Raw genomic sequence first — 979 nt, 5'->3', positions numbered from 1 at the left:
AAGTGGTCAATGCCATTGCTACCAATGATGGCTTTGAAGCGCTAGTCGTTGCACGTCCAGCCCATCTTGATGATAGCGACCTCACCCTATTGGAGTTGCCAACAGCACTTCAAGCTGATGTCGCACGTCCAAAGTAGCGTGGTCCAAACCGCAGTAAACTGCCCAACAAGCAGCTAAAACAGTCACTAAGAGATTTTACTCATGACCCATATTGCGGTACTCGGAGCAGGCGTGGTGGGCGTGACCACCGCATGGTATCTTCGCCAAGCTGGCTATGATGTGACTGTCATCGAGCGTGAATCTGCAGCGGGAATGCAGACGTCGTTTGCCAATGGCGGGCAGATATCGGTTTCGCATGCGACCCCTTGGGCCAATCCTACTACTCCAATGAAAGCGCTTAAGTGGCTATTTAAAGAAGACGCGCCACTATTGTATCGTCTGCGAGCTGACAAAGCGCAGCTTAGGTGGGCGATGCAGTTTTTGCAAGAGTGCCGTGCAGATAGAGCCGATGCCAATCTGATACAGATGGTGCGTTTGGGACTATATTCACGAGAATCTTTGCAGCAGCTACGTGCTGATATTGGTATCGATTACGAGCAGCAAAAGCGCGGTATCATGCATTTTTATACCGATCAAGCTGAGTTTGACGCTGCTATTGCGCCAACAGAGCGTATGCAAGCGCTAGGCTGTGAGCGTCATATCATTGACATTAATAATGCGGCCAGTCTGGAGCCCGCGCTCTATCCTATTGCCCATAAGCTCAAAGGCGCTACTTATACCAGCCGCGATGAATCGGGTAATGCCCATCTATTTACCCAGCGCTTAGCTGAGCGCTGCGCTAATGCTGGCGTACAGTTTTTATATGACACCGAGGTATTGGCATTAAACGCTGACGCCCACTCTAGTCGCCCGCATATCCATAGCATCAATATTCGTCCCAAAGGCGAAAATGTACAAACTTTTAGTGCAGACAGCCATG

General features: G+C 50.2%; 1 protein-coding gene. It reads left to right on the top strand.

Going from position 1 to position 979, the window contains the following annotated elements:
* Positions 1-201: 201 nt before the first annotated feature.
* On the top strand, positions 202-979 hold a 778-nt coding region (locus ACS8FD_RS17220; RefSeq protein ID WP_439276747.1), incomplete at its 3' end, for an FAD-dependent oxidoreductase.

This window comes from Psychrobacter sp. 1U2 (genome assembly GCF_051847575.1).
This window is presented reverse-complemented; position numbering and strand designations above follow the sequence as displayed.